The 22,270-nt window shown below is 70.8% G+C and carries 23 protein-coding genes and 1 other RNA gene; 5 read left to right on the top strand and 19 right to left on the bottom strand.

Annotated features, from left to right (window positions below):
• Window positions 1-11: 11 nt before the first annotated feature.
• Window positions 12-236 (bottom strand): hypothetical protein, encoded by a 225-nt coding sequence (locus ACGFIW_RS27605; protein ID WP_393321562.1) that lies wholly within the window; start codon window positions 234-236, stop codon window positions 12-14.
• A 273-nt stretch (window positions 237-509) separates the two neighbouring features.
• Between ACGFIW_RS27605 and ACGFIW_RS27600 the strand changes: the two genes are divergently transcribed.
• The gene (locus ACGFIW_RS27600) at window positions 510-1,316 is read left to right on the top strand and encodes a helix-turn-helix transcriptional regulator (protein WP_393321493.1); all 807 of its coding nucleotides are present in this window, start codon (window positions 510-512) and stop codon (window positions 1,314-1,316) included.
• On the top strand, window positions 1,303-1,494 hold the full coding sequence (locus ACGFIW_RS27595; RefSeq protein ID WP_393321490.1) for a DUF397 domain-containing protein: 192 nt from the start codon (window positions 1,303-1,305) through the stop codon (window positions 1,492-1,494). The genes ACGFIW_RS27600 and ACGFIW_RS27595 overlap by 14 nt, the downstream gene beginning before the upstream one ends.
• A 218-nt stretch (window positions 1,495-1,712) precedes the next feature.
• Here ACGFIW_RS27595 and ACGFIW_RS27590 read toward each other — a convergent pair whose 3' ends face one another.
• The 5 genes from ACGFIW_RS27590 to rnpB form a co-directional block, all read right to left on the bottom strand.
• On the bottom strand, window positions 1,713-2,117 hold the full coding sequence (locus ACGFIW_RS27590) for a hypothetical protein (protein WP_393321487.1): 405 nt from the start codon (window positions 2,115-2,117) through the stop codon (window positions 1,713-1,715).
• A gap of 76 nt (window positions 2,118-2,193) precedes the next feature.
• Window positions 2,194-3,150: a threonine/serine dehydratase gene (locus tag ACGFIW_RS27585; RefSeq protein WP_393321484.1), complete on the bottom strand. Its 957-nt coding sequence runs from the start codon at window positions 3,148-3,150 to the stop codon at window positions 2,194-2,196.
• A 117-nt stretch (window positions 3,151-3,267) separates the two neighbouring features.
• Window positions 3,268-3,423 (bottom strand): hypothetical protein, encoded by a 156-nt coding sequence (locus ACGFIW_RS27580; RefSeq protein WP_393321481.1) that lies wholly within the window; start codon window positions 3,421-3,423, stop codon window positions 3,268-3,270.
• Window positions 3,424-3,489: 66 nt separating this feature from the next.
• Window positions 3,490-4,326: an aminoglycoside phosphotransferase family protein gene (locus tag ACGFIW_RS27575; protein ID WP_393321478.1), complete on the bottom strand. Its 837-nt coding sequence runs from the start codon at window positions 4,324-4,326 to the stop codon at window positions 3,490-3,492.
• A gap of 179 nt (window positions 4,327-4,505) precedes the next feature.
• Window positions 4,506-4,922, bottom strand: an RNA gene (gene rnpB / locus ACGFIW_RS27570) — RNase P RNA component class A.
• 128 nt (window positions 4,923-5,050) lie between these two features.
• Here rnpB and ACGFIW_RS27565 point away from each other — a divergent pair.
• Window positions 5,051-5,812, top strand: a complete 762-nt coding sequence (locus ACGFIW_RS27565; protein WP_393321475.1) for a sulfite exporter TauE/SafE family protein — start codon at window positions 5,051-5,053, stop codon at window positions 5,810-5,812.
• A 26-nt stretch (window positions 5,813-5,838) separates the two neighbouring features.
• Here ACGFIW_RS27565 and ACGFIW_RS27560 read toward each other — a convergent pair whose 3' ends face one another.
• Window positions 5,839-7,071, bottom strand: a complete 1,233-nt coding sequence (locus ACGFIW_RS27560) for an MFS transporter (RefSeq protein ID WP_393321472.1) — start codon at window positions 7,069-7,071, stop codon at window positions 5,839-5,841.
• Window positions 7,072-7,125: 54 nt separating this feature from the next.
• On the opposite strand from ACGFIW_RS27560, the gene ACGFIW_RS27555 reads away from it, so the two are divergent.
• Window positions 7,126-7,581, top strand: a complete 456-nt coding sequence (locus ACGFIW_RS27555; RefSeq protein ID WP_393321469.1) for a MarR family winged helix-turn-helix transcriptional regulator — start codon at window positions 7,126-7,128, stop codon at window positions 7,579-7,581.
• A 229-nt stretch (window positions 7,582-7,810) separates the two neighbouring features.
• Here the strand turns inward: ACGFIW_RS27555 and mctP are convergent, their stop codons facing one another.
• The 7 genes from mctP to ACGFIW_RS27520 form a co-directional block, all read right to left on the bottom strand.
• On the bottom strand, window positions 7,811-9,460 hold the full coding sequence (gene mctP / locus ACGFIW_RS27550) for a monocarboxylate uptake permease MctP (RefSeq protein ID WP_393321467.1): 1,650 nt from the start codon (window positions 9,458-9,460) through the stop codon (window positions 7,811-7,813).
• Window positions 9,460-9,702: a DUF3311 domain-containing protein gene (locus ACGFIW_RS27545; RefSeq protein WP_238661636.1), complete on the bottom strand. Its 243-nt coding sequence runs from the start codon at window positions 9,700-9,702 to the stop codon at window positions 9,460-9,462. The genes mctP and ACGFIW_RS27545 overlap by 1 nt, the downstream gene beginning before the upstream one ends.
• Window positions 9,703-9,947: 245 nt before the next feature.
• Entirely contained in the window at window positions 9,948-11,090 is a 1,143-nt protein-coding gene (locus tag ACGFIW_RS27540) for a bifunctional RNase H/acid phosphatase (RefSeq protein ID WP_393321463.1), read from the bottom strand.
• Between the two features lie 3 nt (window positions 11,091-11,093).
• On the bottom strand, window positions 11,094-11,831 hold the full coding sequence (locus tag ACGFIW_RS27535; protein WP_393321460.1) for a zinc ribbon domain-containing protein: 738 nt from the start codon (window positions 11,829-11,831) through the stop codon (window positions 11,094-11,096).
• Window positions 11,821-12,657, bottom strand: coding sequence for a Nif3-like dinuclear metal center hexameric protein (locus ACGFIW_RS27530; RefSeq protein WP_393321556.1), 837 nt, complete (start codon window positions 12,655-12,657; stop codon window positions 11,821-11,823). Before ACGFIW_RS27530 ends, ACGFIW_RS27535 begins: the two co-directional genes overlap by 11 nt.
• A 118-nt stretch (window positions 12,658-12,775) precedes the next feature.
• Window positions 12,776-13,348 (bottom strand): flavoprotein, encoded by a 573-nt coding sequence (locus tag ACGFIW_RS27525; RefSeq protein WP_393321456.1) that lies wholly within the window; start codon window positions 13,346-13,348, stop codon window positions 12,776-12,778.
• Window positions 13,349-13,364: 16 nt separating this feature from the next.
• Window positions 13,365-14,591, bottom strand: a complete 1,227-nt coding sequence (locus tag ACGFIW_RS27520; protein WP_393321453.1) for a helix-turn-helix domain-containing protein — start codon at window positions 14,589-14,591, stop codon at window positions 13,365-13,367.
• 247 nt (window positions 14,592-14,838) lie between these two features.
• On the opposite strand from ACGFIW_RS27520, the gene ACGFIW_RS27515 reads away from it, so the two are divergent.
• Window positions 14,839-15,510, top strand: coding sequence for a bifunctional DNA primase/polymerase (locus ACGFIW_RS27515; protein ID WP_393321553.1), 672 nt, complete (start codon window positions 14,839-14,841; stop codon window positions 15,508-15,510).
• 410 nt (window positions 15,511-15,920) lie between these two features.
• Here the strand turns inward: ACGFIW_RS27515 and ACGFIW_RS27510 are convergent, their stop codons facing one another.
• The 5 genes from ACGFIW_RS27510 to ACGFIW_RS27490 are packed head-to-tail and all read right to left on the bottom strand — an operon-like array spanning window position 15,921 to window position 22,224.
• Window positions 15,921-16,643: an FAD:protein FMN transferase gene (locus ACGFIW_RS27510; RefSeq protein WP_393321550.1), complete on the bottom strand. Its 723-nt coding sequence runs from the start codon at window positions 16,641-16,643 to the stop codon at window positions 15,921-15,923.
• A gap of 49 nt (window positions 16,644-16,692) precedes the next feature.
• Window positions 16,693-17,304, bottom strand: a complete 612-nt coding sequence (locus ACGFIW_RS27505) for an FMN-binding protein (RefSeq protein ID WP_393321451.1) — start codon at window positions 17,302-17,304, stop codon at window positions 16,693-16,695.
• An 11-nt stretch (window positions 17,305-17,315) separates the two neighbouring features.
• Window positions 17,316-18,734, bottom strand: coding sequence for a ferric reductase-like transmembrane domain-containing protein (locus ACGFIW_RS27500; protein ID WP_393321448.1), 1,419 nt, complete (start codon window positions 18,732-18,734; stop codon window positions 17,316-17,318).
• Window positions 18,731-20,113 (bottom strand): DUF1501 domain-containing protein, encoded by a 1,383-nt coding sequence (locus ACGFIW_RS27495; RefSeq protein ID WP_393321445.1) that lies wholly within the window; start codon window positions 20,111-20,113, stop codon window positions 18,731-18,733. The genes ACGFIW_RS27500 and ACGFIW_RS27495 overlap by 4 nt, the downstream gene beginning before the upstream one ends.
• A gap of 8 nt (window positions 20,114-20,121) precedes the next feature.
• Window positions 20,122-22,224 (bottom strand): DUF1800 domain-containing protein, encoded by a 2,103-nt coding sequence (locus ACGFIW_RS27490; protein ID WP_393321442.1) that lies wholly within the window; start codon window positions 22,222-22,224, stop codon window positions 20,122-20,124.
• Between the last annotated feature and the right edge of the window lie 46 nt (window positions 22,225-22,270).

Below are 22,270 nucleotides of genomic sequence, written 5' to 3'. Positions count from 1 at the left end.
TCAGACTGCCCTCAGCTTCGATGCCCTACCACGACAGGACATCGGTGCAGGTCTCCCACCTCCACTCGATCGAATAGCGCCTCGTGGCGCACGTATCCCTCGATCCAGACCCACCCGTCGTACGTGTGCCGCTCCGGCAGCTCGCGGATGACCCGCACGACTATCGGGCGCAGGAACTGCACGCTCGCCGCGGTGGTCAGGAGGATCACGTCACCGGCCTTCATCCGCCCGTTCACCGCTGGTGCTCCTCGGGCTCGTCGTCAGGCATGGTCTCCCCCTCGGTGCCGTTGGGAAGGGGCCGCTCCCGTGAGTGCTCGCCCGTCGGGAGCGACCCCGCTACGAACGCGGCTGCCGGATCTCGTGGGCCTGTGAGCCGCGCCGCTTGGTGACACTCTGCTGCGGCGACCACTACGCTCGGAAGGTGCTCCGGGCGTCCGGGCCGAGCTGGCAGAACTGGCTCCCGACGTGTGGCGTCCCGGGCAGTCGATCTCCGATTTGAGGAGCGTTGAATGGCTGACGTGTCAGGTCCGTTATCAGCGTTCATCGTTGGTGAGATCCGTCGCGCCCGAGGAGCGTCGGGCATGACGCAGGAGTCGTTCGGCCGCGCTGCGGGCTTCAGCGCTTCGCACGTCAGCGCCGTGGAGAGCGGCACCAGGGCGCTGACGGCTGACTTCGTCAAGGGCGCCGATCGGGCGCTGAACAACGGTGGACTCTTCGAGCGCCTGGCTACGGAGTTTGGTGCACCGTCGTGGTTCCTGCCCTGGCTGGACGCTGAGCGCGGAGCGACGCAGCTTCGCTACTTCGAGCCCAACCTGATCCCCGGATTACTACAGGTCGAGCACTACGCCCGCACCGTCCTGCGCACGGTCGAAAACCTCACCGATGACGAGGTTGAGCAGCGCGTGGAGGGGCGGATGAGCCGGCAGGCGATTCTCACCGGTGAGGGCAGGCCACAGTTCGTCGCCGTGCTGGACGAAGCCGCGATACGCCGCACGGGTGACGGTCTCGGCGGGATCATGGCCCAGCAGGTCGCTCACCTGGTCGCGATGGCCGAGCTTCCGCACGTTCACATCCACGTGATTCCGATCGACAGCGGCCTGCACATCGGGCTGTCCGGGCCGTTCGCGCTGGCTCGTTCCAGCGAGGGCGTGTGGGTTGGACACCTGGAAAACCAGCTTGGCGGGGCCGTCATCGACAAGGACAATGAGGTAGCTACGCTTCAGGCACGGTGGGAGAGCGTCCGGAACGAGGCGCTACCGCGCCGACAGTCCATCGACCTGCTGAAGGAAGTTGAGAGCCATCATGGACCTCAGTAAAGCTCGGTGGCGTAAGTCCACCCGCAGCGGCGCGAGCGGCGGAAACTGCGTTGAGGTGGCAAGCAACCTGCCCGGTGTCGTCGGCGTCCGGGACAGCAAGGACCCTGCCGGTCCGGCCCTGACCTTCGGCCCGGGGGCCTGGCGGGCGTTCGTCGCCCAGATCGCCGAGCGTCCGTAACCGAAACCGACGCGCGAAAGCGCTCGTGCACAACGCGAGGGCGGGCGCGTCGTAGCCTGCCGCGAGATCGGCCTGCGATCCGACAGCTGACGTGCCCCACAGTTCCACCGGATGATGTGCGACAGGGTCCGGCGATCGAGGGCGCACGTTAGCCGTCGACCGGTCGTGGCCGATGAGCGGGCACGACTCGATCATGGCGCGGGCCGGGCACGAATGCCTCAGCTACGACGGAGGATCTGGTCCCGGTACTGCTGGAAGCCGTGCCAGCCGGCGGTTTGAGTCGAATCGCCAGTCAGGAACTCGCCTGTCGACGTGTCGAGGGCGCGACCGCCAACCACGGCGACGATCCGCGCGATAACGGCCAGAACGTCGCCGCCGCCACGCACGTGCAACATGATCGAATGCACGGGATCGTCCGACCCGATGTTGAACTCGATGCTCCACGTCGGGCCGATCAGCTGCCCCCACGCAGGATCGGTGAGGTCGAGGTCCGGGAAGTTTTCCCGTAGGCACCGCCTGATATCCGACCCGGTGCCCAGGGGCGACGGGTTGGAGTCCTGCGGAAGCTCGTCGACCGACGTGGCGTCGGGCGGGGCGTCGAAGATGAAAACGTCCCAACTCACCGTGTCCTCCGACGTGCTCAGGCAACCCCAGCAGCGTACTCGTGGTGGTTTCGTCGTAGGGATTACCCGAGGGCGCTCAGGCCCCCAGGCGCGCCGTCCACGACGCCACGTCGGCGACCGTGGAGTTGCCGCCGCAGAGCACGAGGCCCAACCGGGCATCTTCACCCACCCGCTCCCGTACCCGGCGGGCGGCCGGCAGCAGACATCCGGCGGCCGGCTCGGCCCAGACCTTCGCATGCTCGGCCAACTCCACCGTCCCCCGCACAGCCTCGGCGTCGGAAACCACGAGCACGTCGCTGACCAGGGCGGTCACGTGGTCGTAGGTGAGCCGCGAGACGGTCGGCGCGCTGAGCGTGGTGACGATCGACGACAGCGACACCTCAACCGGCCCACCCTTGGCCAGCGCCTGCGACATCGCCTGCGCGCCCTCGGTCTCCACGCCCCAGACCCGTACCCCCGGCCGGCGTGCCCGCAGCGCCGCGGCCACCCCGGAGATCAGCGCCCCGCCGCCGACGCTGACCAACACGTCGGTCAACTCTCCGGCGTCGTCGGCGAACTCCAATCCGACCGTGCCCTGTCCGGCGAGCACCACCGGGTCGTCGAACGGATGCAGCAGGGTCAGGCCGTCCTCCCGCAGCCGGGACATGAGCGCGAAAGCGGCGGACATGCCGTCGGTCAGATGGACGTCGGCACCGGCCGCGCGGGCCACCTCGACGGCACGCGCCGGCGCCGTCCGGGGCATCACCACGGTCGCCGCCACGCCCAGGGCGCCGGCCATCACCGCGACCGCGATGCCGTGGTTGCCGCCGCTGACCGCCAGCACGCCCGCCGCCCGCTCGGCGTCGTCCAGGACGAGCAGCTTCGCCGCCGCGCCACGCGCCTTGAACGACCCGGTGCGTTGCAGCAGCTCCAGCTTGGCGGTGACGGGCACGCCGAGCAGCTCGGACAGGCCGGGGCTGGGCACAGTGGGCGTGTGGATCACATGGCCGGCGATCCGGTCAGCGGCAGCCTCGATGTCCGCGAGCTCGATCATCACCGAAGCGTGCCACAGCGGCGGAACGGGCCAGCCGAGGGAACAGCCTCGGGCTGGGCGCCACGTCAATCGTGGTGCCGCTGCCCGCGGATCAGGAGCAAACGGCATGATCCGCCATCAGCGATACTGGGTCAGCAGCTCCGCCCGAAGGTCGACGCCGGTGGCGGTGGACGCCGAGTAGACGTCCCCGAGCCGCAGCGCGGGGAAGTCTTCCAGCTGGTATTCGGAGATCAACGAAAACCACAGCGCCGCCGCCCGCGCGCTGGTGGTCACGCGCGGTGGTCGATCTCTGAGCCGGTCGGCATCCCGGAACGCCGAGAGGCATCAGCCGTGAGTCCATCAACCGATGAGCGCTTCCGTGATCTGCCGGGTGGTCTGTGCGGCCACCCGCGCATCGGAGGCGGCGTACGAGCAGTAGGCGTTCAGGCCGGTAGCGACTGCCCATCCGCGCCCCCTGGCCCACGTCGGGTCGTCCACGCCGAGCGCGGCGCGGAAGACCGCACGCGTGGCGCGCGACATCAGAGTGAAGGCGATGGTCATGTCCCGTGCCGGATCGCCGACACCGAGGCCACCGAAGTCGATCACGGCGCTGACCCGGCCGTTCACGGTCAGAATGTTGCCCGTGTGGAAGTCGCCGTGGAACCAGACCGGTGGGCGATTCCAGCCCGGCGCGCTCAGCGCAGTCTCCCAGACCGACGTCAACGCCGCCGCGTCGAAGACCCCGGCGACCTGCGCGATCGCGGTACGTGTGCCGTCGTCTCGCGCAGCCAACTCCCGCCCGTCACCCGGCGGCGCTTCCCGGGCCGGGAATCGCTGAAGTGCGCTGAGAAAACCGGCCAGAGCGACGGCGGCCTCCCGTGACTGCCCCAGCGCATCTGAGGTTGCCACCTCGCCGTCAAGCCATTGCGAGACCGCCCAGGGCCAGGGATAGCCGATGTCCGGTCGACCCACCGCGACCGGTTGCGGGATGGCCAGCGGGAGGTGCGGGGCCAACTGTGGCAGCCACCGATACTCCTTCTCGGCCTGACTGACGGCACCGGTGTGCCGGGGCAACCGGACCGCGAGTTCCTCCCCGAGCCGATGGATGACGTGGTCGGACCCGCCTGGCTCAACCAGGTGCAACGGCAGCCCGGCCCATTGTGGGAACTGCGTTTCGATCAAGCGCTTGACAAGCACGCGGTCGATTCGAGGTCGGGCAATCAACAGGGACGGCTCCTACCGGGAGAAGAGTCATGACCAGGAGAGCTCACGGCTGATCGCCTGTCGACCGGTTTCCCATGGAGCTGTGCGGGGCGGGGGCGGGCTCGTCAACGGCCAGCTCAGAGCCTTGATCACGGCTCTGAGCTGGTGGGCGACGGACGAGTCGACCTGTACGCCGGATTCTGTGCGCGGCGCGTACCCCGAAAGGTTTGCGCCGGGCGGCGGCCATCCATCTCGGCCTGCCGTTGCCGGCAGGCTCCAGCGGCCTACCCGCAGACATCGGGCGGGCAGCCCTCAAGCGTCTGCGCCGGGTCGTCATCTTGCGGTGACGGCCCTTGCTTGGCCTTGCTCCGGGTGGGGTTTACCGAGCCACCCCGGTCACCCGGGGTGCTGGTGGGCTCTTACCCCACCGTTTCACCCTTACCGTCCCCGTTGGGGTCGGCGGTCTGTTTTCTGTGGCACTGTCCCGCGGGTCGCCCCGGGTTGCCGTTAACAACCACCCTGCCCTGTGGAGTCCGGACGTTCCTCGGCGGCGGGCCGAAGCCCGCCGACGCGACCGCCCGGTCGACTCGTCCGTCGCGCTTCCATCCTAACGACGTACGCTCTGCCGCTATTGCCACCCCGCCTGCGCAAGATCGAGCAGCTCAAGGCGTGGTCCGGCGAATTTGCCCCGCGAGGCAGCGGCTAGCCTCGTGGGGCTATGGATCTCTCCCACGCGGCGCTGCTGCTCGCCGCCGGTCTCGCCGCTGGCACGGTCAACGCGGTGGCCGGTGGTGGTTCGCTCATCACTTTCCCGGCGATGATCGCGGTCGGGTTGCCCCCGGTCCCGGCGAACGTCAGTAACTCCATCGCGGTGTTCCCCGGTTACCTGGCCAGCGTGGCGGGCAGCCGGATGGACCTGCCGCGCCCCCGCGCCCTGGCCACGCTGGTGCCCACCACGATCGTCGGCACGATTCTCGGCGCACTGCTGTTGCTGGCCACCCCGGCGCGCGCGTTCGAGCTGGTCGTACCGTTTCTGGTGCTTGGCGCGACAGCCGTCCTGGCGTTCCAGGACCCGCTGCGCCGACTGGTGGGTCACCCCCGGGACCTGTCGCCACGCCGGCGGACGGTCACGGTGCAGACGATGGTCGCGGTGGGCGCGGTGTACGGCGGTTACTTCGGTGCCGCACTCGGGGTGATGCTTGTCGCCGGGCTGGCCCTGGTGCTGGACGCGACGCTGGCACGGGTGAGCGCGATCAAGAATCTGCTCTCCGCGTTGGTGGGGTTGACCACGCTCGTGGTGTTCGCCCTGTTCGGCCCGGTGAACTGGGCGGCCGTCGCGGTGGTCGCGCCGGCCACCCTCCTTGGGGGGTACGCGGGCGCCCGGCTCGTCCGCCGGCTGCCGCCGGTGGTGCTCAAGACGGTGATCGTGGTGTTCGGCACGACGATCGGCCTCTACCTGCTCTGGCGCGCCCTGAGCTGACCGGCGGCAAAGCCAACGCGCCTGCGTCAGTAGGTCTCGCCTACCGGCTCCTCGACGGCGTTCTCGGCGTCTGCGGCCGCGCGGTTCAGGCGGGACCAGAGCACCCGCTCGCCGTAGCCGGCGGCCATCACGTGTGCGAAGGCCAGGTAGACGAGCACGCCGACGGCGAGGACCCCGAAGCCGACCCAGAACGGCAGGGCCAGCGAGTGCTCGGCGAGTTTGCCGGAGATGATCGGTGCCGGCGCGGCGGCACCCCAGCGGACCAGGTTGAACGCCCCGGTGGCGACCCGACGGTCGCTGGAGCCGAGGCCGAGCGCCAGGTCGGTGAGGTTGGCGTTGGCCAACCCCATGCAGAGTCCGGCGAGCACCAGCACCACGAGCGCCTCGGCGGTGGACTGCGAGGTGGCGAAGAGGACCATGCAGACCAGTAGGCCGGTGATGGCGACACCGACGGTCTGCACGGCGCCGATGCGGTGGGCGAGCCGGTGGCCGATGACCAGGATGCCGGTGGCCAGGCCGAGGCCCCAACCGGTGAACGCGAGCCCCAGCGGCACGATGTCCAGGCCGAGGAAGAGCGGCGTGTAGCCGAGCACCACGAAGAACACGAAGTTGTACGCGGCGGTCACCACGCAGAGGGCGATGAACGCCGGCCGGCGGTAGGTGGCGAAGATCTGGCCGACGCGTACCGGGGCCTGGCGGTTGGTGGGTTCGCGGAGTTTGCGGGAGGCCACGCCGAGGGCGAGGACCATGAAGACGCCGCAGACGAAGAACGGCAGCCGCCAGCTGACCTGGCCGAGTAGGCCACCGATCAGCGGTCCGACGGCGAACCCGAGGCCGAGGGCAGTCTCGAAGAGGCCGACCACCCATTCCCGGTCGATGGCCAGGTTGACGAGCACCACCATGGCGGTGGCGAAGAACATCGCGTTGCCCAACCCCCAGACACCGCGCAGCACGGAGAGCTGCACGATGTTGTCGCTGAACGAGGCCAGGATCGCGGCCAGCCCGACCACCGAGACCCCGGTGATGAGCACCGGCTTGAAGCCGAACCGGCCGCTGGCCAGCGTCGCCGGGATCATGCCCAGGGCCATGACCGCGATGTACGCGGTGAACAGCAACTCGACCTGCCAGGCGGTGACGCCGATCGCCTCGCCGATGGCCGGCAGGATCGGGTCGACGACGGCGATGCCGGCGATGGCGAGGAAGGCCACCAGTGTGGTGGCGTAGATGGCACTGCGGTTCGGTTCGGAACGCCGATCCACTCCGACTCCTCAGATAGCTGTATCGTACAGGTACTTATCCTGTATCATACAGCTATGAGCGACGACGACGAGAGCACCCTCGGCCGGATCGAGACCGAGGTGGCCCTGCTGATGCGCTTCGGCGAGGCCACCCGACGGGCCACCGGCACCGCCGAGCACCGGGTGCTCGACCGCGCGGCGTACGTCATCCTGCGCCACCTGGCCGACGCCGGCCCGCAGAACGTCTCGGCGCTCGCCGCCCGCCTCAACCTGGACGGCTCGACGGTGACCCGGCAGGTGTCCGCGCTACAACGCGACGGCCTGATCACCCGCACCCCGGACCCGTCCGACGGTCGGGGCACGGTCATCTCCCCCACCCCGGCCGGCCTGCAACGAATGGCCGCCGTGCAGGCCGCCCGCACCCGGCTCTACGGCGACATGCTGGCCGACTGGAGCACCGAGGACCGCTCCGCCCTCGCAGCCCTACTGGGCCGCCTCAACCAGGCCCTGATAAACCGCAACCGCCGCTAACCCGCCCGCGCCCACCCCGCCCTACCCCGCCCCGCCCCGCCCCCAGATTCGTCGATCTTGCACTTTCTGCCGGGACCTATGCCCACAATCCTGACTTTTCGGCGACACAAAGTGCAAGATCGGCGCGAGAGGCGCGGAGAGCCCAGCGCGGGACGGCGCAGGTGTCCGGCGCGGAACGGCGCGGGTGTGCCCGGGCACCGACCGACGTCGGTGCCCGGGCGTACCTGGGTCAGGCGACCGGCTCGCGGGCCGAGTCGGCGTCGCTTTCGGTGCCCGGGCTGACCCGGGGGTCGCCCTCGTCGGCGAAGTAGTCGTCAGGCGTGGTGCTGTCGACTCCCTCGTCCACCTTGGCGGCCCGCAGCGCCAGCGTCACCAGCGCCGCGACGGCCAGGTTGACCAGGACCGCCACGATGCCGACGTAGATCGTCTTGGTGGTGTCGAACCCGAACTCCGACAGCGGGAACGCCGAGCCGCCGAAGTGCTTCTTCGTCGGGCTGGCCACCTGGTAGAGCATCCACATGCCCAGGCCCATGCCGGCCACCCAGCCGGCGATCAGGCCGGTGCGGTGGAACCAGCGGGTGTAGAGGCCCAGCGCCACCGCCGGCAGCGTCTGGAGGATGATCACGCCGCCGATGAGCTGGAGGTCGATGGAGAACTGCGGGTCGAGGAACACGATGCAGGCCACCGCGCCGACCTTCACCACCAGCGAGGTGATCTTCGAGACGTTCGCCTCCTGGGCCGGGGAGGCGTCCCGCTTCAGGTACTCCTTGTAGATGTTGCGGGTGAACAGGTTCGCCGCCGCGATCGACATGATCGCCGCGGGCACCAGCGCACCGATGCCGATCGCGGCGTACGCCACACCGGCGAACCAGTCGGGGAACTGCTGGTCGAACAGCAACGGCACGATCGTGTTGTTGTCGACCGTGCCCTCCTTCGCGCCGGGCAGCGGCTTCACCCCCGCCGCGATGGCCATGTAGCCGAGCAGCGCGATCAGCCCGAGCAGCAGGCTGTACGCCGGCAGAGCCGACATGTTCCGCTTGATCACGTCGCGGTTCTTGCTGGCCAGCACACCGGTGATGCTGTGCGGGTAGAGGAAGAGCGCCAATGCCGAGCCGAGCGCCAACGTCACGTACTGAAGCTGGTTGTTGCCGTTGAGCAGGATGCCGTCGTTCGGATTGGGTGAGGCGTCGAACTTCGCGTCCGCGGCGGAGAAGATGTCACCCCAGCCGCCCAGCTTGTACGGCAGGTAGACGACCGCCACCAGGATGACGATGTAGATCAGGCTGTCCTTGACGAACGCGATGAGCGCGGGCGCGCGCAGCCCCGACTGGTACGTGTACGCGGCCAGGATGGCGAACGCGATGATGATGGGCAGGTGCCGGGCCACCGCGTTGTCGCCGGTGACGCCCATCGTCTTGAGCACGGCCTCGATGCCGATCAGCTGCAACGCGATGTACGGCATGGTGGCCACGATGCCGGTGATGGCGATCAGCAGGGCCAGCACCGGCGAGTCGAACCGGTTGCGGACGAAGTCGGCAGGCGTGACGAACCCGTGCCGGTGCGACACCGACCAGAGGCGCACCAGCACCAGGAAGACCAGCGGGTAGATGACGATGGTGTACGGCACGGCGAAGAACCCGGCCGCGCCGGCACCGAACATCAACGCCGGCACCGCCACGAAGGTGTACGCGGTGTAGAGGTCACCGCCGACCAGGAACCAGGTGATCCAGCCGCCGAAGCTGCGACCGCCCAGGCCCCACTCGTCCAGGTGCGCCATGTCCTTCGGTGCCCGCCACCGGGCGGCCACGAAGCCCATCGCGCTGACCAGGAGGAACAGCAGCGAAAAGACGATGATCTCGGTGAGATGGTCGCGCCACATCAGCGGCCTCCCCGCTTCTTAGTCATCTGGTAGACCAATGTGGTGGTGCCGACGCCGAGCAGGATGAAGGCCAGTTGCAGCCAGTAGAAGCGCGGGAAGCCGAAGACCCGGGGCGAGTCGCCATTGAAGAAGGCCGGGATCAGCGGTACGACGATCGGAATGAAGAGCAACCAGTTCCAGGGGCTGTGGTCCTTCGCCCTGGTTGGCGCCGTGGTGGGCGCCTCCGGTTCGGGTGCAGCCATCTGACACACCTCCGGGTAGTCGAAGATCTCGATGTAACGGGCCGGAGGCTACGGCTTTGCGCGGACCGCCACGCGGCCCGGACGGCGAGTCGTGCGCCGAGCGGTGATCACGGTGCGCCGAATGACGGGCACGCCGAGTAGGACAGCGAAGACCGCCGCCGGGCCCGTGGCACGGCACGAGATCGGGACTGTGCGGGTTTCCGCGCGGCGGGGCGAGCCGAGCCGACGGGCCCGACCGCCGCCGATCAGAGCGCGGTGAGGTGGGCGGTGTCGTTGACCGTGCGCACGGCCACGCCGCCGTCGGGCCACATGTCGAGCACCGAGATGCCGGCCGCGTCCAGGAAGAGCCGGTGCAGGAACCCGTCGCCGGCCGCGAGGGCGTCGCGCAGCACCAGCTTGATCGGCGAGACGTGCGAGACCACCACCACGGTCTCCCCGGGGTACGCGGTGAGCAGCCCTGCTGTCACGCGGTGGGCGCGCTCGGCGACATGGGTGAACGACTCTCCGCCCGGCGGGGCGATCCGGGGTGAGGCGAGCCAGGCGTCCATCTCCCCCGGCCACTGCTGGCGCACCTCGGCGAAGGTGCGCCCCTCCCACGCCCCGAAGTCGCACTCGATCAGGTCGTCCTCGGTGCGCACCGGCACGTCACCGCCGAGCGCTTCGGCGATCGCCGCCGCGGTGGCCGTACACCGGGACAGCGGTGAGCTGAGCACGGCCGCGACGGACGGGGCCAGCGCGGCCACCCGGGCGCCGGTCGCCCCGGCCTGGGCCCGGCCGCGCTCGGACAGGGGCACGTCACCCCGGCCGGAGTAGCGCCGCTGCTCGGTGTACTCGGTCTCGCCGTGGCGGACCAGGATCAGCCGGGTGGCGGTGAAGGTCGGCCGTGGCTCCCACGAGGCCGGTACGGTCGCCGGGTCGCTGCCGGTCGCGGGTGCCGCCGGCGGTTGGCCCGTCGTCCGGGCCGAGGTGGGACGGCCGGCGGCGGCGTCCATGGCGGCGTTGGCGAGCGCGTCGGCGTGCCGGTTCTTCTCGCGCGGAATCCAGGTGAACCGGACGGCGGTGAACCGGCCCACCAACCCGGCGGCCTGGGCGGCCAGGGGCCGCAGGCCGGGGTGCTTGATCTGCCACCGGCCGCACATCTGCTCGACCACCAGCTTGGAGTCCATCCGGACGTCCACCTCGGCGGCACCCAGCTCGGCGGCGGCGGTCAGGCCGGCGATCAGCCCCTGGTACTCGGCGACGTTGTTGGTCGTCGTACCCAGCGACTCGGAGCGCTCGGCGAGCACCTCGCCGGTCTCCGGGTCGAGCACCACCGCGCCGTAGCCGGCGGGGCCGGGGTTGCCCCGGGACCCACCGTCGGCCTCGACGGCGACCACGCGCGGTGCCACGACCTACAGACCCGACTCGTTGGTACGGACCATGATCCGGCGGCAGTCCTCGCAGCGGACCACGTCGTCCGGGGCCGCCTTGCGGATGCGGGCCAGGTCGGCACCGGACAGTTCCAGCCGGCACCCGCCGCAGCGGCCCGCGGTGAGCAGCGCGGCACCGAGGCCGGTGTCCTCGCGGATCTTGTCGTAGAGGTTGACCAGGTCGCTCGGGAGGTCGGCGGCGAGCGGCTGACGAGCCCCCCGCTTGAACTCCTCCTCCTTGGCGATCTCGGCCAGTGCGTCGTCGCGGCGCTGCTCGGTCGCGGCCCGCTTGTCCCGGGTGTCGGCCAGCCGCTGCTCCACGCCGTCCAGGAAGCTCTGCGCGGTCTCGCGCTGCTCCATCAGCTCCAGTTCGGCGTCCTCCAGGTCGCCCTGGCGCCGCTTCAGCGAGACCAGCTCGTGCTGGAGTGCCTCCAACTCGCGGGCCGGGCCGGTGCCGGCGGCCAGCCGGTTCTCGTCCTTCTCCTTGCGGGCGCGGACCTGGTCGACGTCCTTCTCCAGCCGGGCGATGTCCCGGTCCAGGTCGTCGACCGCCACCTGGGCACGGACCCGCTCGTCCTCCAACGACGACAGCTCCCGGGCCAGCGACTCCAGCTCGGCCCGCTCGGCAAGCGTCCGCCTGCGGTGGGCGAGCTGGGCGAGGTTGGTGTCGATCGCCTGGAGGTCGAGCAGGCGGCGCTGCACCTGAGGGTCAGCCTTCACGGTCGGGCTCCTTGTCGTCCACAACGGGTGCGGCGGCATGCACGGTCCACGGGTCGGTATCCAGGTCGGACACCAGCGTCTCGACGCCCAGCGCCTCCCGCAGGAGGGCGGCCAGGTCGTCCAGCCACGGTCGTTCGGTCGCCCAGTGGGCGGCGTCGATCAGGGCGGGACCATCGGCGGCGAGGTGCTCGCCGGCCGGGTGGTGCCGCAGGTCGGAGGTGAGGAACGCGTCCACCCCGGCGGCGGTCGCGGCGCCGAGGAAGCTGTCCCCCGACCCGCCGCTGACGGCGAGGGTACGAACCATACGCCCGGGATCCCCCGCGGCGCGAACTCCCCAGGACGTGACGGGGAGCACGGCGGCCGCGTGTCGGGTCAGCTCGGCGAGAGTCATCGGCTCGGGCAAGTCGCCGACCCGGCCGAAACCCCTGTCGTCGCCGTGGGCGGCCGACCCGGGCGCGGGCCGTTGCAACGGGCGCAGCCCGGTCAGCCCGAATCGGGCGGCGAGGGCGTCGGAGACGCCGGGGGACGCCACGTCGGCGTTGGTGTGCGCCGCGTAGAGCGCCACGCCGGCGCGGATCAGTTGGTGGATGATCCGGCCCTTGACAGTCGTCGGCGCCACCGACGAGACCCCGCGCAGCAACAGCGGGTGATGCGCGACGATCATGTCCACGTCGGCGGCCAGCGCTTCGGCGACCGTCTCGGGCACCACGTCGACCACGCAGAGCACCCGGCGGACCGGGGCGGTCGGCTCGCCGAGCACCAGGCCCACCCGGTCCCAGTCCTCGGCCCAGACCGGTGGATAGCGCCGTTCCAGCTCGGCCACCACGTCGGTCACCGTGGGAACGGATCTGCTAGTGCTCACGGCGGGCCAGTTTACCGGCGCGGGGGCGGCCCAGCGGTGACGCCCGGCCCGGTCGCACCGCGCGCGGGCGCCGCCGTGGGCCCTAGACGGCTCCCACGGCGACGGCGTGCAGCGCGGCCAGAGGCATCGCCCACGGGAAGGCGTGCAGGTGTTGCTCCCCCGTGCCGGGCGGGTGCAGGGCGACCACGTCGTCACCGAAGAGCACCGTGACACCCCACTCGGCCAGCCGGGCCACGCCGGCTCGGAACGCCGGGTGGGCGGCCATCGCGACGTTGGTGTACGGCACCGCCACGATGGGGACGCCTTTGCCCTGCGCCTCGACCAGCAGCCCCAGCGCGAGCGTGTCGGTGATCCCGGCCGCCCACTTGTTGACCGTGTTGACTGTCGCCGGGCAGACGATCATTGCGTCGGCGGGCGGCAACACGTCCGGGTCGCCGGGATTTTTGTAGTGCGTCCGCACCGGGTGGCCGGTCTGCCGGGCCAGGGCGGCCTTGTCGACGAACTTGGCGCCGTCCGGCGTGACGACCACGCAGACGTCCCAGCCGTCCTGCTGCGCCAGGTCGACCAACTCCCCGACCCTGCGGGCCAGCGGCGAACCGCAGGCGATGACGTAGAGCACCTCACGGTGCCCGCTGCTGCGCGCTGAACCGGCCATCACACCGGCTCCGCGGTCATACCCCTACTCCCATGTGCTCAGCCAACTCCGCTACCGGAGAAGGCGGCGCACCACGTGTGCGACGAAGGACGTCCGACATCACCTCGTGGGCGATCGGCCGGCAGCGGATCTCCGACGGCGCAAGCCGATCACCCATCAGCAACATCTCGCCGGCGTTCGCCACGTCGCCGACCTGGGCGTACCCGCGGGCGATGTCGAGCAGGTGGTGGGCGCGGCGTTCGGGCAGCAACGCGTTGAAGGAGTGCTCGGCGAGGCGGTGGTGCACCTCCACCGCCCGACCCCCGTCGCCCAGCTCCACCGCGGCGGCGGCCCGGTGCAGCTCGACGTTTGTCGGGCCGAACGACGTCCAGTAGTGGTTGTGGTCGCCACCGAGCAGGGTGGCGGCCTCCTGCGCACAGTTGATCAGGTCGTCGACGCTTGCCGAGTCGCCGATGCGGGCCGCGGCCATCGCACCCTGGAGCAGCAGCAGCCCGTAGACGGAGAGCCGGGCCGGAGTGACCTCGTTGCTTCCGCCCGGTGCCAGCCGGTTGGCGATCTGGACGTTCAGCTCCAGTGCGGGGCGGGCCCGACCCATCGCGGCCAGGGCGTTGCACACCCGGGTGGTGGCGATGCCGGCCAACAGCGGGTCGTCGGCCCGCTGGGCCACCGCCATCGACCGGTCGGCGGCCAGCCAGGCCAGCTCGCACTCGCCGAGCTTGCGCAGCACCGAGGAGGCGATCTGGTAGACCTGGCCGAGCAGGTGGGCCGCCTCGGCGGCCTGCCCACCGCCGTAGGCGGCGTCGGCCGCCTGGGCGTCGCGCAGCAGCTTCGGCAGGGCCCGGGTGAGCATGCCGTAGCGGCCGTACTGGTAGGTGAGCCAGGCGTGGTTGACGGCCTTGCGCAGGTCGTCCAGCGGCGGCGGAGACGGCACCGCGTCGAAGTACGCGCTCATCGAGTCGTAGCGTTCCAGCGCGGCCCGGATCTCCTGCACCTCGACCTGGTCGATGCAGTTGAGGGCGTCGGCGCGGCGCTCCGGATCCTTGCCCATCAGCAGTTGCACGTCCATCTGGAGGATGTCGGCGATCTCGTAGAGGACAGAGAACTTGTCCAACCGGCGGACGCCACGTTCGACCTTGTCCACCCAACTCTTGGACTTGCCGAGCCGGTCGGCGAAGACCTGTTGCGACATCTTGCGGCGCCCCCGCCAGTAGGCCACTCGCCGTCCTATGGGTAGCTCGTCCATCTGCCCATCCTCCTCTGTCACCGCCGACCGATCGAGCCCGGGCGATGCCTGCGGGTGCGGCGAACGCCGTTCGCTTTCAGGTTTTCGCTGGTCGCACACGATGTACGTCAGCCGAACGGCCAGTGCTCGTACTTTCGTGCAACTTGCACGAGCCGTTCGTCAACCTCAACGATCGTGGGTTACGGCAGTGACGGTGCTCGACATGCGACCTGGCGACCGCCGGGCCCGACGGAGGGAGATGGCACACATGTGGGGGAACGTCGTACCACGAGTCGCCGAACTGTCACCACTGGAACGAGCCCGGCTGCGCCGGGTCGCCATGCGGTACGCCAGCCACGGATGGGAGGTCACGCCCGGGGCCTGCCTGGCCCGCAGTCGCTTCGTCTGCGGCCGGGCCGGATGTCCCACCGTGGGCTGCCACCCCGCCCTGGAGAACTGGGAGTTGGCCGCCAGCGCCGACCCGGCCCGGGTGGCCACCTGGTGGCGCAACCGCCCACACGGGGTGCTGCTGCCCACCGGCCGGACCTTCGACGTGCTGGAGGTGCCCGCCCACCTGGGCCGGCACGTGCTCGACGCGGTGCGGATCCACCCGGCCGGCACCGGCGTACGGGGGCCGGTGCTCGTCACCCCCACCGGGCGGTGGATGTTCCTGGTCCGCCCCGGCGACCCGCTCCGGCCGGAGTTGGAGCACTGCTTCCACGTGGTCCGGCACGGGCCGGGCTCGTGGATCCCCGCGCCGCCCACCCGGCTGCCGGAGGGGACGGTCCGTTGGGCGGTCGCCCCCGAGCAGGCTCGTTGGCAACTGCCGGATTCGTACCTCGTACAGAACACGTTGATCGGGGCGCTGCGCGCCGCCGGGGTGACCCTCGCCCCCGACCTGCTCCCCGGTCACCTGCCGCTGCCCCGGCGAGGCCGGTGACACCGGCCCGAGCGACGATTCGATCAGGTGCCCGACAGCGTCGCCGGGACTCCGGTCCTCGTTGACAGGGAGACGGCGCGCAACGCGCGCCACGAACGGGGGAACGATGTCCACGGACGACAGAACGCCCTATCCCGGCGGCACCGAGCCGCCCCGACGCAGCCGCCGACCGCACCGTTGGGCCGGCACCCGACCGTCCGGCTCGCGGCCCGGCCGCCCACGCCCCACCGGCTCCCGCCCAGCCGGCACCCACCGCCCAGTCCGCTAACCCCACCCCACCCCGCCCGCGATCTTGCACTTTCTGCCGCGACATTTTCCGCAAACCAGGACGAATGACAGACAGAAACTGCAAGATCGCGGGGGCGCGGGGGGCGGGGGCGCGGGCGCGGGCTAGGGCTAGGGCCGGGGGGTTAGGGGGTTAGCGGTAGGCCGGTGGAATGGTGCTGGCGGGCGTCGTCGGTCACGACCGCATGGGTGTGGTCTTCGAGGGTGTTCAGCCAGGCCAGACCGGGGACGCCCATGGCCAGGGCGGCGGTGGCGTACGCGTCGGCCACGCCGAGGTCCGTGCCGACCACCGTCACCGAGCGCAACCCGCTGGCCGGGGTGCCCCGGCGGGGGTCCAGCACGTGCCGGCCCCGCTCGTAGACGCCGGACGTGGCCACGGCCAGGTCGGTGCCGGTGAGCACCAGGCAGGTCGCCATGGCGTCCCAGGGGTGCCGGATGCCGATGCGCCACGGTGCCCCGGTCGGGGACAGGCCACGCACCCGCAGGTCACCGCCGGCGTTCACGCAGTGGTTCGCGGCACCGGCGGCGAGCAGGCGATCCGAGGCGACCTGGGCGGCCCACCCCTTGACGAAACCGGACGGGTCGAGCCGCCCGGTGGCGTACGCGTCGAAGAACCCATCGGTGGCCCCCCACAGGTCGGCACAGGTCTCCAGCACGAACCGCAGATCCGCCGAGGCCGCGGAGAGCGGCACCGCACCCCGGTCGAAGCGGCACAGCTCGCTGTCCGGCTGGTACGTGCTGAACCGGGCGTCCACCTCACGCATCCAGGAGAAGACGTCGTCGGCCAACGCGGACAGGGTGGCCGGCGGCAGGTCGTCGGCGAGGTCCAGGGTGATCGCCGTACCCATGATCTGCTCGACCCGGCACAGCCCGGGTCGGATCAGCGCCGCCGGCACGTCAGAACGCCTGCTCGATCGCGCCCCGCAGCGACTGCTTGTAGGAGTTGCTGGTCTCGGTGGCACCGGAGACGGTGTTGACGTTGGCGCTCTGCTTCTGCACCACCTCGCCGCCGCTTCCGTCGTACCGGCCGCTGACGTCGTCGCTGTGGATGTCGGACTCACCCCCGCTGGGCAGCGACAGTGCGACGACGTCGACGATCCGGTTGCCGGACACCACGATCTGCACCTGCACGTACCCGTACTCGTTGTCCACGCCCGGCCCGGTGATCCGGCGGGTGGTCGGCTGCGGCGCCTTGGTGGTGGGCCGTGGCGCGGTCGGAGCCTTCGTGGTGGTGCGGGGGGTGCTGGGCGGCCGGGCGGTGCTCTTGGTGGGTTTGGCCGACGACGGCGCGCTTGGCGCCACCGACGGCGTCGGTGCCCCGGCGGCCGGATCGGCAGCCGCGTCGGCGGCCGGATCGGCGGCCGGGTCCACGTCCTGCGGGGTGGGGTCGACCGGCTGGGCGGTGGGCAGGTTCTGGGCGACCTGGGTGGCGGCCGGCGCCCCCTTGAACACCACGAGCGCGGTGGTGCTGGCGGCCAGGCCGGTGATCGCGAGCAACGCGCGACGCATGGGATGCCTTCCTACAACTCGAACGTGGCCAGGTGGATCTGCCGTCGGGGCACGCCGGCCCGGCGCAGCGCGCGCACCGACTGTTCCACCAGGCCGGGTGGCCCACACAGGTAGACGTCGCGCCGGGCCACGTCGGGTACCAGTTGACGCAACCCGTCCGGGCTCATCAGTTGGCGGGGGCCGGGGTCGTCGCGGGACCCGATGACGTACCAGACCGAGGTGTCGCGCTCCTGCGCCAGCCAGTCCAGCTCACGGCTGAGCAGCACGTCGGCGGGGGTACGGGCCCGGTAGATCAGGGCTGCGCCCGGCGGCAACTCCTCAAGCATCGCCCGGATCGGTGTGATGCCGCTGCCGCCCGCGATCAGCAGGGCCCGCTCGCGGACCCGGTGCGCGGCGGTGAAGGTGCCCGAGGGGCCCTGGGCCCAGACCCGGGTGCCCGGGGTCAGGTCCCGCAGGTCCCCGGTGTGCGCGCCGACGACCTTGACGGTGAGCCGCAACCAGCGGCCGTTCGCGGCAGCCGAGACGGAGAACGGGTGCGACTGCCACCAGCAGCCCCTGGTGAGGAAGCGCCAGCGGAAGTACTGGCCGCCGAGCATCGCCAGCCGACCGAGCCGCTCGCCGGTGAGGTAGATGGAGATGGTGTCGGGACTCTCGGCGACCACGTCGGCGACCCGCAGTTTGTAGCGCAGGTTGAACGCCAGCGGCGCGAGCACCCGACCCCAGAGCAGGGCGGCGACCACCAGCAGGTACAGCGCGATCCAGCCGGTGCGGACCGGACCGGGCTTGTAGAGCTGCGCGCCGTGGGTGAACTGGTGGCCGAAGCCGAGCAGCAGCACCAGGTAGCTGGACAGGTGCAGGGCATGCCACAGCTCGTAGGGCAGCGCCCGCCGGATGGCCCGGATGCTGCTGAGCCCGACGAGCATCATGATGCCGGCGGCGACGAACGCCGACACCATGTCCTCGTAGTCACCGAGCAGCGTGCCGACCTCGGCGAGGAGCGACTGGTTGCGCAGGTCGGCGTAGCCGACGACGATCAGCGACAGGTGCGCCAGCACGGCGACCAGCAGGGTGGCGCCGACGTCGCGGTGCCAGCGGGCCACCTGCTCGCCGCCGATCCACCGTTCCAGCACCGGCAGCCGGCTCATCATCAGCACCTGCACCAGCAGCAGGTAGCCGGCGATCAGACCGCTGATCCGGCCCGCCGCGGTGATGGTGGACGCGGTGCTGCGCAACGAACCGGCGGGGGTGCCCAACCACCACGGCAGCACGCTGGCGAGCAGGCCGACCAGGAGCAGCAGGCCGAGCAACCGCCGGCCGCCGGGTCCGCGCCGGTCCGGCACCTGCGGGGGTACGGGCGCAGCCGACCGGCCGCCGTGCCGGGACGAGGTCCCGGTACGACGGCCGGCGGCGTGGGTGTGCGAATGCGTCACGCGTACAGCTTCATCGGGGCGTACTTCTGGCGGGGGAAGACCTTCTCGACCTCCGCGTTGGTGAGCCCGAACCGGCCCTGGGCCACGGCCCCGTACACGTTGAACATGTTGTTGTACTCCGGCACGTCACCGGAGTCCGGCTTGTCCAGACCGTTCCAGTCGCCGAGCAGCGAGCCGGCCAGCTTCTTGCCGGACAGGATGGTGACCACCCCACCGTGCCCGTGGTCGGTGCCGCCGGTGTTGGAGCGGATCCGGCGTCCGAACTCGCTGGACACCATGATCGTCACGTCGGCGGCCTGCGGGCCGAGGTCGGTGAAGAAGGCCGCCATCGCGCTGGCCAGCTCGTTCAGCCGGCGGTGCAGTTGGCCGCCCGCGGCGGTGCCCTGGTTCTCGTGGGTGTCGTAACCGCCCATCCCGACGGTGGCGACCCGGACGTTCGCGCCGCCCTTGATGAGCTGGGCGAGCTGCTTGAACGAGTTGCCGACGCCCTCGTACTTGACGCCCTCGGCGGGCTCGTACGGCTTGGCCGCCAACTGCTGGGCGGTGGCCAGCGCGCCCATGCCCTCCTGCACGGCCTCCTCCACGGGGTGGTTGATCCCGGTGAAGAGCCCCTTGATGGCCGCCTCGGTGGCAGCCCGGTACCGCTGGTCGCCGTTGAGCCGCAGCGACCCCACGTTGTTCAGCGACAGCGCGCCGTTGGTGCCCACAAGTGAGCGGGGCAGCGTGCTGCCGATGCCGACGCTGCGGAACGCGGTGCCCTTGCCCAGGTGGTCGACCAGACCGTCGAGCCAGCCCCGACCGCCGGTCTCGTTGGGCAGACCACCCAGGTTGCAGGCGTCCGCGGCCTGGAAGTGGCTGCGGGACAGCCGCGGGTCCGAGGTACCCGGGACGAAGCCCAACTGACCGGCCGTGAGCCACTTCTCCAGCGGCTTGAACGCGCTGGTCAGTTTGAAGCCACGCTGCAGGGCCAGGGAGTCGTTGCCGAGCAGCAGGTCGGGACGGTCCTTGGCGAGCACGGGGTCGTTGTCCGGCGCGACCAGGCTCAGCCCGTCCAGGCCGCCGTAGAGGAAGACGTGGATCAGGGTGCCGGTCGGGGTCGCCGCGAACGACGCCGACGTGGTGACGAACTGGGCGGTGGCCAGAGCCGTGGCGGTGGCGGCGGCACCCACGACGAACGTCCGGCGGGTGACGCCACGACCGTCCTGCTGGGCCTCTTCCAGGTTTTCCAGGGTGCGGTAGCGGTCCCGCTCGGCGGCGCTCTCGGCGGCGACGATGTCCGCCTCGGCGCGCAGCAACGCCTCGGCCGGGTTGTCGGCCAGCCGTCGCACGTCGGGGCATTCGGGGTGCAGGGGGAAAGAGTTGTACACAGTCTTCTCCATCGGGTGCCTCACCGGAGGTGGTGCTGGGGGGAAGCGAGGATCGCCCGCGCGACGGCGGTGATGGCCCCGTTGAACGTGGCGTCCACCTTGGCGGTCGCCGGCACGCCGGCCACACCGAGGATGAGGGTCTTCTCCCGCGTGCTCAGCTGCTGACCCACCAGCCGCTGGGAGAGCGCGTCCACGTACGCCCCGGCGGTGGCCGGCGGCTTGGCGATCAGCTTCTCGGGCGCCGTGTACGTGAAGGCGGTGCGGTAGCCGGCAATGATCTCGCCCGCCTCGTTCCAGCCGTTGACCATGGTGCCGGCCGACGTCCAGGCGACGTAGACGTCCGGGTAGCCGTCCGGGGTGGGCTGACCCATCGGGTAGTGGCCCAACTCGCGCAGCTTGTCGTGGATCTGCCGCAGGCCCCGGGCGTACGGGGTGCGCTTGTTGTCGCCGTTGTTGTGCTTCGGCGACGCCTCCGGTGACACACCCAGGGCGCGGTACGTGGCGACCAGGTACTCCATCGGCCGGCGCACCTTCTGGCCCACGCCGGCCCAGAACTCCGAGGAGCTGAACAGCGCCATCAGCACCGGCTTGATCAGGCCGTTGTTGGTGGTGTACGTCTTGGCCAGCCGGTCCACCAGGGACTTCGGCGGGGTGTCCGACACGAACCGGGTCGCCAGGCTCTGCGCGACGTACTTCGCGGTCGACGGGTGCAGCGCGATGTAGGCGATGTACGCGTCGATCGCCGCGTCGGCCTTCTTCGGGTCCTGGGAGTCGTTGGCGTGGGTGAAGCCGAGGATCTTCACCTTGCCGACGTAGTGCTGTTCCGGCTTGAAGACGTACTTGCCGTCCCGGTCGATGCCGCGGCCGGTCTGCAGCATGGCCGCCTGCCGGACGTCCTGCTCCTCGTAGCCGCCGTCGACGCCGACCGAGTAGAGCTCGAGGTTCTCCCGGGCGAGGTTCTCGTTGATCGCGTCCTTGCGGGAGTCCTTCTGGTTCAGGTAGATCAGCAGCGCGGGGTGCTTGTTCGCGGCGACGAGCATCTCCGGGTAGCTGCCCAGCGCGTGCTTGCGCACGACGTCCTGGTCGAACGAGTTGCGGTGCACCTCGCCGCCGTCGAAGTCGGCCGCGACGTGCAGGAAGTCGTTCCAGAAGTCGACCATCACCTCGAACAGTTGGCGCTTGGACCAGATCTGCCGGGCGATGGTGGCGTCGACCATCTCCCGCTCCGGCTGGGCGCCCTGCTCGTTGAGCTGGTCGCGCTGGGTGCGCAACTGCTGTGGGGTGAGCTTCAGGGTGGGCAGTTCGGAGAGCTTCAGCTCGGCCTTGCTCGGCTCGATCTTGTCCGGCTCCAACTGGGCGCGGATCCAGGCGTCGATGCCCTGGCTCTTGATGTCGGCGATCACGGCGGGCGTCGGCCCGAAGGTGGCGCGCCGGGCCAGGTGCAGGATCGGGTCCTTGGCCAGCACCGTCTTGACTGTCACCTTGGTCGCCGCCGCGGCGGCGGCCGGGCCGGGCAGGGTCCGTCCACTCGTCGGCGCGTTCTTCTTCAGCGCCTCACCGGCCCGAGAGCCCATGTAGCTCTCGTTCTGCTCGGTGTACGTCCGCACCGTGCTGGGCTGCTGTCCACTGGGCCGCGCCGCGGTGCCGTCGGTCACCGTGCTGCCGGTCGCGTCGCCAGCCGCCGCCGCCTCGTCGCCGAAGAGGCCACGGATCTGCGGGCTCATGGCGAGCGCCGCGCCACCGGCGACGACGGCGGCGGTGCCGCCGAGGGCGACCATGGCCCTGCGCCGGCCGACCTTGCGGCCCGGCTCGTCGTCATCGTCCAGGGCGGGCAGTCCGGCACCGGCCGGTCGCGCCGGCGCCGGCCGGCCGAGACCCTCCGGGCCGACCCACTGCGGTCCGCGCGGGCCGGGGGCCGGGTGTCCGGCGTGGGCGTAACCGTCGCCGTACTGCTCGCGCGGGTCGGCCTGCGCCGGGTAGCCGCCCTGGTAGGGGTGGGGCGAGTCGTGCCCGTACGACGCGGGCGTGTGGGGGTCGCCGTAGCCGTCCGCGCTGTGGTGCTGGCGTCCGTCCCAACCGCGGTCGTCCCGCGGTCGACGTGGTGGCACATTCTGGTCGGCCATGTACCAATCCCGATTTCTGATGAGCGCCGAGAACTGCGACCGGGCA

Source organism: Micromonospora sp. NPDC048935, assembly GCF_043197875.1.
Classification (GTDB): Bacteria; Actinomycetota; Actinomycetes; order Mycobacteriales; family Micromonosporaceae; genus Micromonospora.
This window is presented reverse-complemented; position numbering and strand designations above follow the sequence as displayed.

Excerpts from the sequence above, each read along its gene's own strand:
- ACGFIW_RS27600 (WP_393321493.1), top strand. The coding sequence starts at position 510 with ATGGCTGACGTGTCAGGTCCGTTATCAGCGTTCATCGTTGGTGAGATC.
- ACGFIW_RS27595 (WP_393321490.1), top strand. The coding sequence starts at position 1,303 with ATGGACCTCAGTAAAGCTCGGTGGCGTAAGTCCACCCGCAGCGGCGCG.
- ACGFIW_RS27585 (WP_393321484.1), bottom strand. The coding sequence starts at position 3,150 with ATGATCGAGCTCGCGGACATCGAGGCTGCCGCTGACCGGATCGCCGGC.
- ACGFIW_RS27565 (WP_393321475.1), top strand. The coding sequence starts at position 5,051 with ATGGATCTCTCCCACGCGGCGCTGCTGCTCGCCGCCGGTCTCGCCGCT.
- ACGFIW_RS27555 (WP_393321469.1), top strand. The coding sequence starts at position 7,126 with ATGAGCGACGACGACGAGAGCACCCTCGGCCGGATCGAGACCGAGGTG.
- mctP (WP_393321467.1), bottom strand. The coding sequence starts at position 9,460 with ATGTGGCGCGACCATCTCACCGAGATCATCGTCTTTTCGCTGCTGTTC.
- ACGFIW_RS27545 (WP_238661636.1), bottom strand. The coding sequence starts at position 9,702 with ATGGCTGCACCCGAACCGGAGGCGCCCACCACGGCGCCAACCAGGGCG.
- ACGFIW_RS27525 (WP_393321456.1), bottom strand. The coding sequence starts at position 13,348 with ATGGCCGGTTCAGCGCGCAGCAGCGGGCACCGTGAGGTGCTCTACGTC.
- ACGFIW_RS27520 (WP_393321453.1), bottom strand. The coding sequence starts at position 14,591 with ATGGACGAGCTACCCATAGGACGGCGAGTGGCCTACTGGCGGGGGCGC.
- ACGFIW_RS27515 (WP_393321553.1), top strand. The coding sequence starts at position 14,839 with ATGTGGGGGAACGTCGTACCACGAGTCGCCGAACTGTCACCACTGGAA.
- ACGFIW_RS27510 (WP_393321550.1), bottom strand. The coding sequence starts at position 16,643 with ATGGGTACGGCGATCACCCTGGACCTCGCCGACGACCTGCCGCCGGCC.
- ACGFIW_RS27505 (WP_393321451.1), bottom strand. The coding sequence starts at position 17,304 with ATGCGTCGCGCGTTGCTCGCGATCACCGGCCTGGCCGCCAGCACCACC.
- ACGFIW_RS27495 (WP_393321445.1), bottom strand. The coding sequence starts at position 20,113 with ATGGAGAAGACTGTGTACAACTCTTTCCCCCTGCACCCCGAATGCCCC.
- ACGFIW_RS27490 (WP_393321442.1), bottom strand. The coding sequence starts at position 22,224 with ATGGCCGACCAGAATGTGCCACCACGTCGACCGCGGGACGACCGCGGT.